The sequence below is a fragment of the Cellvibrio sp. genome (genome assembly GCF_053579595.1).
In genome coordinates, this window is the sequence record NZ_JBRFPI010000249.1 from 1 (window position 1) to 6906 (window position 6906).

The 6906-nt window shown below is 41.2% G+C and carries 9 protein-coding genes; all 9 read right to left on the reverse strand.

Annotated features, from left to right (window positions below):
- Positions 1 to 120: 120 nt before the first annotated feature.
- Positions 121 to 1857, reverse strand: coding sequence for a hypothetical protein (locus ACWA6V_RS14655; RefSeq protein ID WP_449523188.1), 1737 nt, complete (start codon positions 1855 to 1857; stop codon positions 121 to 123).
- A gap of 232 nt (positions 1858 to 2089) precedes the next feature.
- Positions 2090 to 3256 (reverse strand): hypothetical protein, encoded by a 1167-nt coding sequence (locus ACWA6V_RS14660; protein WP_449523189.1) that lies wholly within the window; start codon positions 3254 to 3256, stop codon positions 2090 to 2092.
- A 34-nt stretch (positions 3257 to 3290) separates the two neighbouring features.
- On the reverse strand, positions 3291 to 3932 hold the full coding sequence (gene tmpT / locus ACWA6V_RS14665) for a thiopurine S-methyltransferase (protein WP_449523190.1): 642 nt from the start codon (positions 3930 to 3932) through the stop codon (positions 3291 to 3293).
- A gap of 71 nt (positions 3933 to 4003) precedes the next feature.
- Complete coding sequence (locus ACWA6V_RS14670) at positions 4004 to 4477, reverse strand: hypothetical protein (protein WP_449523191.1); 474 nt, start codon at positions 4475 to 4477, stop codon at positions 4004 to 4006.
- 253 nt (positions 4478 to 4730) lie between these two features.
- Positions 4731 to 4928: a hypothetical protein gene (locus ACWA6V_RS14675; protein WP_449523192.1), complete on the reverse strand. Its 198-nt coding sequence runs from the start codon at positions 4926 to 4928 to the stop codon at positions 4731 to 4733.
- A 126-nt stretch (positions 4929 to 5054) separates the two neighbouring features.
- Entirely contained in the window at positions 5055 to 5474 is a 420-nt protein-coding gene (gene mntA, locus ACWA6V_RS14680; protein WP_449523193.1) for a type VII toxin-antitoxin system MntA family adenylyltransferase antitoxin, read from the reverse strand.
- Between the two features lie 242 nt (positions 5475 to 5716).
- Positions 5717 to 6178 (reverse strand): hypothetical protein, encoded by a 462-nt coding sequence (locus ACWA6V_RS14685; RefSeq protein ID WP_449523194.1) that lies wholly within the window; start codon positions 6176 to 6178, stop codon positions 5717 to 5719.
- 112 nt (positions 6179 to 6290) lie between these two features.
- Positions 6291 to 6518 (reverse strand): hypothetical protein, encoded by a 228-nt coding sequence (locus ACWA6V_RS14690; protein WP_449523195.1) that lies wholly within the window; start codon positions 6516 to 6518, stop codon positions 6291 to 6293.
- 189 nt (positions 6519 to 6707) lie between these two features.
- The coding region (locus tag ACWA6V_RS14695) for an REP-associated tyrosine transposase (protein WP_449523196.1) at positions 6708 to 6906 on the reverse strand (199 nt) is incomplete at its 5' end.

Below are 6906 nucleotides of genomic sequence, written 5' to 3' on the forward strand. Positions count from 1 at the left end.
GGGCTGCAAGTGAAAGCAGTAAAACGGCTGCCAATAACTTTTGATACATTTTAGCGTTTCTGTTGTCGAATGTCGGACAAGCTATGTTCCAATGAAATGGATTCCGATGAATGGCTTCAACTAAATAAGGCTACAGGTGACGTTGTTTCCTAATACGTCTAGCTGACATTCAGAATGAACGAACAAATTGTAGCTGTCCCTGTTCAAATTAGTAATCACGCTACTCCTAATGTATTCATTTGCTATTTCGGTAGGTGAATTCAGAGAAAGTTTTTTCCCAACATGCTTTTCGCTAATATGATTTTTTGAGGTTTCAACGACTTTACCTTCTTTCAGAATATTCCTTAATAGATTCCATTCGTAATAATAAATGTCATTTTCTTTATAAAGGTTAAGAAATGGTAAGTTATGAACTATTAAAAAATAGGTGTTTTCTGCCCTTGCCTCTGATAGCCCATTTTTATCAAGAAAATTCCTCACATGTGTCATCCTCATATTATCTTTTAGTGGGGTGATTTGATTTCGTGCTTTAATCATTCTTTCATGATTAAAAATACTGCACTGCTCTGACAAATAGGTTGGGTTAAACGAAGAGAGATATTTTACCTGAATAAAATAGAATAACGTTTTGCTTTTATCTTTTAAGACAAGGTCAATGTCACAGTGTAATTTTTTTCCGTTCTTATCTATTTTTAATTGAAATCCATTCAGTATCTCATAGTCGTAATTTCCCAGTTTCTTGATGTATTCATATATGTAGGAGTTCTCAAAAATTTTACCATAGTCTGAAAATAGGCTATTGCTATCATTTTTCGATATGTCTAATATCTTTCCTGCAAATCTTTTTATGCCGTACTTAAAGTTTAGGTCTTTTCTGTAGTAGTAGTGAGCATCAGATGTGATGAAGTTCTCTGAATTACCGTAAGATGATCCTTTCGATATTTCCAGGAAATTATCTATAGTGGTTAAATTTTCTTCTGAAATAAGATGTAGTTTTTTTACCCAGTCTCGACTCACTGGGCTTTGATGATTGTTGCATTTTATTTCTACAATAATAGAAAATCCTATGGTTTCCCTTAATAATTTATAAAGCCTATTGTTTTTAAAATTTGAATTAAGATATTCGACGTGTATTGAAAATACTTTATCTAATATTAGATTAATATGAGCATTCCATGTGGCGGGTGAAATTCTGTTACGTTGCAGAACATCCTCATAGAGAATTGACAATCCAAAATTGTCAGAAAGCTTTGAGTTAAATTCAATCGTTTCGGAAATCCAATATCTGGGTGTGGCCTCCAGCATTTTTTGTGTTCTTTTAAGGTGCAATCCATGCTTCGATGCGGAAATTTCCATTTGTCCTGTTTTCAATAAAAAATAGTATTCACTTAGAAAAAATAAAGTCCACAGGTTTTTGCAAGTGGTAATATTAGAGTAGTGATTCTTTTCCAAAAGAAGTGATTCAATAATTCTATTGCTATGATATTCAGCTTTTGTTTGGTAGTGCATAACTACATGGCTATGTGCCATGTTTTCATCAATGCTTTCAAGGATGGGGTCATTAATGATGTTAATCTGAAAAAAGTTGCTCAAATTCTTTATTGGTAATAGTGTGTTTTTATCATTATTAGGCTTTAGGTTCTTAATTTCTTTTTCGGCGTTTTTGCTTAGGTCTAAAAGATTATTTATAAAAATATTTTCTAAATCACATTTGTTGATGTATTTTCGAAGTGGCGGTACTTTATATAATATTTTTGATAATAGGCTAATCTTTCTGCGGTTTTTAAGTAGCAAGTGAATTAGTTGCGGATCTTTCATTATGTCAATGATGTTTTGATCGGAGTGATAATAATGCATTGATATATCCGTTTTTTATTGGTTTTTCTGCGTGGCGCAGGAATAAAAAAATGGCTAGTGCATAAAGTGAAACAATGGCGGCAACAGAAGTCCAAAATGCTCTGCTATTCCAGAAGTCCATAAAAAACAGACAGCCTACCGCAAGTAAAGCCAGTGTGACGTTTAAGGTGTCCTATTTGTTAGCGAGATAAATATATCCGCGAAAATAAAAAATGTTTTTTGTAAAGTGCGTTTATTCAATCGCCATAAAATACATATCATCCCAATAGGCACTGAACTCACCCTTGCCATCAATCGTTTGGATTGCATCGACTGAGACGCTACGCGAATTAGGTGCTGCTTCTAACAGCGGGACAGACAGTGGCTGCCAACCAGCGATTTTTTGTGGGTCAACGTGACGGCCATCGGTGCTATGGCGACCCTGGCAGTTTTCCTCTTCATACCAGCTCACTCTCATTCGTCCACCGCCGGTTTGATTTGAATGTTCATCCGCTTTAAAACTCACACCCATTTTAAATTGACGTTTGTAGCCGATGTTAACGCACTGCTCAAATACACCCGTGCCCATAGAGCCGCTGTCGGATGTTAACGTGATACGTATAGCGCCCTCTGCGTTGTAGCCTTCGTCTGCGCTCCACTCACTGTCATAATGCTTCCAGTGTTCAAGCCCGGTATCGAAACTGCCATTGCGCAATAAATTCCTATTGGTTGGCACGCTCGGTGCAACATCAAATTGGTTGCTAGGTTGTTCCGGTTCTTCCAATTGGGTAATTTGTAAATTGAGATTATCCCAATATCCTCTGGCAAGTGTATCGTCGCTCACTACACCCAGTTTTCCAAGCAACCAATAATAGGCGGATTCCAAAACGCCAAAATCTTTACGCGATAATTGTTGGTCTTGCGTAATTTCAACTTCAACTGCCTGTGCATTCAATGCGGGGCTCAAGTCGTCAATCAGCAGCGCTTGCCAGCCATTTTTAATTTCAGGTTCAAGATAAGTACCGAATTGCGCACTGCCTGAACAGTCGGATTGGTAATGCCAAATCAGATTGGCTCTGTGGCCATAGTTGCTTGCGGGCAACTCATCCGGGTAAAGAAAATTGCCGCTGAATTGCAGCTTGCGTGCATCGCCAATAGGAATACATTGGCGCGCGTTGCGTGAATGAATATAACCATCCTTCGGTGCTTCTTGTGCGCGCATTAACAAGGAGGCAGGGGCATTGGCAAAAACATCCGGGTCTGGTGAAGGCGGAACTACTATTTCGATTTCCGGCTCCAGTCGCCAGCCCTGACCGCCTTGTGCAAAGCTGCCATTAACAATGATATTTTCATGCAGCGATTGCGCGTTACTTGCAGCGCAGGTGATGAATACCAAACTGGTTAAGGTTTTCTTGAGCATGAATCGTCCTCATACAGAGAAGGCTTGAGTTAGCTTACAGACTGTTATCCAGCAGCCAAACATTTTCGAAAGCAGGGCACTGGCCCTTTAATTTTCCTGCGACTTCGACGCTATCTAATAGCTTGAGTCTGTGGTCGGAATCGTAGTGAGCTTTTACTTCATCATCACTGATAGAGAAAGGTGGGCCTGCGAGTTGGCTTTGGTCGTATACAAAACAAATCATAAGCTGTTTGGCGTTATGAGTGATTGTTTTTAAGTGCGATGTGTAATGCGTGCGCATATCAAAGGGCAGGGCAACCAGTGCTGCGCGATCATAAATGGCATCGACCTGGCCAAGTAAGCTTGCAGTGACATTAAAAATATCACCTACAAAAATGTCGATATTGGGCGCGCGATAATGTTGCAGGTTTTCTAGCTGCGTAATCTCGGGTGTTACTCCCAGCTCGTCAAAAAGTTGTTCGATGGCAATAGGGCTTAACTCTGCACCAACCACCTGCAAGCCTTGCGCGAGTAGCCAATGAATATCCAAAGTTTTTCCACATAAAGGCAAAAATACTCGGCTGCCAGCTGCTAAACCCAGTGCGGGGAAATGTTTAACTAATAACGTGTGTGCGTCACTGTTGTGAAAACCAATGTCGCTTTCTTGCCATTTTTTATGCCAGAAGTCGGGTTGCATAAAGTGCTCTTGTTACTTAGATTTATAGGTGCAGATTTGTGTTTTGGATTTAGAGATTAGTGAATAATCGCTCATACAAACTCCAAATCAACTTGAGGAATTTCCTTCCAGCTACGAGCACCTTTGTACAAGAAAAAAGGATCTTTGAGTTGCTCAGGGTCGGTGTAAACGTCTACCAATGCATCTTTTAAAAGCATTTTTTGCAGACACTCTGCTTGCGATTTTTGTTCCGTAGGAAAAAGTGTGAACGGTGAGTTTGGGCAGCTGTAGGTTGCTCCGTTTAGCTCAAAAGTCACATCTACCTTTAGATAATAACGCCCTCTTGACTGAGGGGATGTAAATGGGGGGATGTACTCAATAAGGACCGCATTAACCTTACCCGCAGTTCTATTCCACGCGAATGACTTGTCACTAAAGTAGGTTTCGGCAGGCACACCCTCTCTAAGTAGAGTGTGTATGGTCTTTTTGAGTTTAAAAATTTTATAAATAATATGCCCCATAATTATGCAAAAGAGGGCGGTAAATAGTAAGTTCGTTAGATCCATTTTGGTAATCTTGCGATAGATAAATTGTTAGTATGAATTCACGGTATGTTTTTGGTAGGTTACCGCGGCGCGCCAAGCCTAAGATGTTAACTGCATTATGATCATGTGTCTGCAACCACTAAAACCAAAATATGTGTTACGGTGATTGGTTTTCCTCATTCACAAAACAATGCGCCACTTGCGATTACGAATGTCGCGGTTTGCAATATCAACCTGCTCGGCCCGCCACAACCTACATACTTAAAGGCGACAGTTAAACACGTCGCCAAATTTCCCGATTCCCTATCACAACTGACCTGATTACTCCTTGCTCTTTGAGTTGGTGCAGAGCCTGCTCGGTAATGATGATGGATTCAGGCATCCCACTCCAGTCTATCCACCAGTTGTGAATGCCTTCGAGTGTATCTGCACTGTCCGGGCGGGAGGCGAGAAAATTCTGTATTGCGTTCATTGCGTGTTCGACAGATTGATCGTCCATTATTTTTTTAGCCTAACTTTTTTGGTGGATTGTTTTTTTTCATAGCAGCTGTGTTTGAAGATGAATGCAAATGAACAAATAAAAAACTCAATTAGGATGTCATTTACCATAAATTCTTCCGGTCTCGCGGATTTCATTAAGTTGTTCTGCCCGAAGCTCATCTAAAGCCATTTTTTCATTCAATACAAATACATCGAACAAATCGGCTTGCATATCTTTTGCCCACAAGCGGCGGCCAGTGGTGATGACCTGATATTGCATCACAGTGGATGCGGCGCGCAGGTCGAGCAAGTCTACCTCGTAACCGAGTTTATCGGCCAATTGGTTGGCCATTTCAAATAGCTGCAATGGGTCGGCATAACCCGCGACCAATACCGCCAAATCCAAATCGCTTTGTGCATTGGCCGTGCCTTGCACGCGGCTGCCGAAGGCGTAAATGCCGAGTGCATTGGGGAAGGCTTTTTGAAGTTCGGCGCAAACCAGTGTTTCGGCTTCTGGTGTTAATGAATGGTTGGTCATACAGGCTCCAAAATAATTCCATCACCTTAAACCAAATCTGATTAAACGGGTAGGTTGGGCAGCCATGCCCAACATGTCAATGTTTCCTATTAAACCAAAAGTTAAAAAAGTAAACCCGCCATTGAAATTGCATTGTGCCAGTTTCGTTGATTATCGAAATAACGTGTCGGGCATTGTTGCCTGCGTGCTACATAAGCCCAACCACGGGCTACGAAATTTTCGGTAGTTGCAGTAGGTGCACATTATGATTTGGGCGAAATTGACCAATCTTCCAGTAGGAAATCTTTCATTCTGCGCCCCCTTTGGGCAGTGAGCGTGATGCGTGCGAGTGCTTGTGTTCCCTCGTCTCCCAAGCGTCCGTTTGTAAACACTAACCATCTTGGGTCCAAACGTCCGCTGCTCTTTTTAGCTATATATATTCCAACGTTCGGGTCATTGGTCGCATCTATGTGGATACATTTTTCATAGTCGACTCGCCATAATCCAGCCCAAAATATTGCTGCCTGTTTCTGGTTAAGTTCAATACGAACAAGTTCCAACGTTTTATTTTGAGCCTCGTCCTCGGAACGTATCTCACGTTCGACAATTATGTGTTTTATTCTTTCGTTATTAACTACCTTTCCTTGATCTTCTACGTAAAGAATCTGATTTCCAGGCCGTGGCCCAATGCCGTCAATGCAAATTAACGTTTTTTTTATAGCCATAATATTCTCGGCAAATTGGTATGGTGTATTCAGGCGTGGGGACGGACATATATGTTAATGCGCCAGTAACCACTAAAATCAAAGCGCATGTGTCATTGGTAGGTTTAGAGTATCAATTAAGCACAAAAAATTTCAAATAAACCGCGCCGAGTGTCACAAATGTCATTACCGTAACGGCATGTCCCATCGCTTTTGCGTCACCTTTCTTCATTCCAATCTTTATCAGTTCCTTTGCAATAAAACGATAACCAAAAAGCATCGATAGAATAGCCAAAAAGAGCAGGGCGATTATCGCTGAAAGAATTCCATTGCTCAGTTGTGAAATGAATTCGTTATTCATGATTCACCTTTTCGTAGGTTTCGGCGGGATTTGTAGCCTTAGGAACGAACGGCAACATCGTCATCACCAACCGCACAAGATTTAATTCAAGCGCAAAACAAGTCAATGGTGCATGGTTTAAGGTTGCGGTGGTTACGGATGCATGGTCATGTTGCGGTTCGTTCCTCAGCCTGCGCGGCCCGCACCAACCTACGCGAACTTGTGAATGCTTGAATATGGCCAGTCTTGCGCGTTGCTTACGTAACCGTGTTTTACGGGGTTGTGGTGTATGTATTCAATGTGGTTGTAAAAATCCCGTTCGTCGCGGATGGTGTCTTCCCAAAAGCGTCGTTGCCAGATTACGCGTTCGCCTCTTTTGATTCGGCTATTTTTTATTAATTCGTCTTTG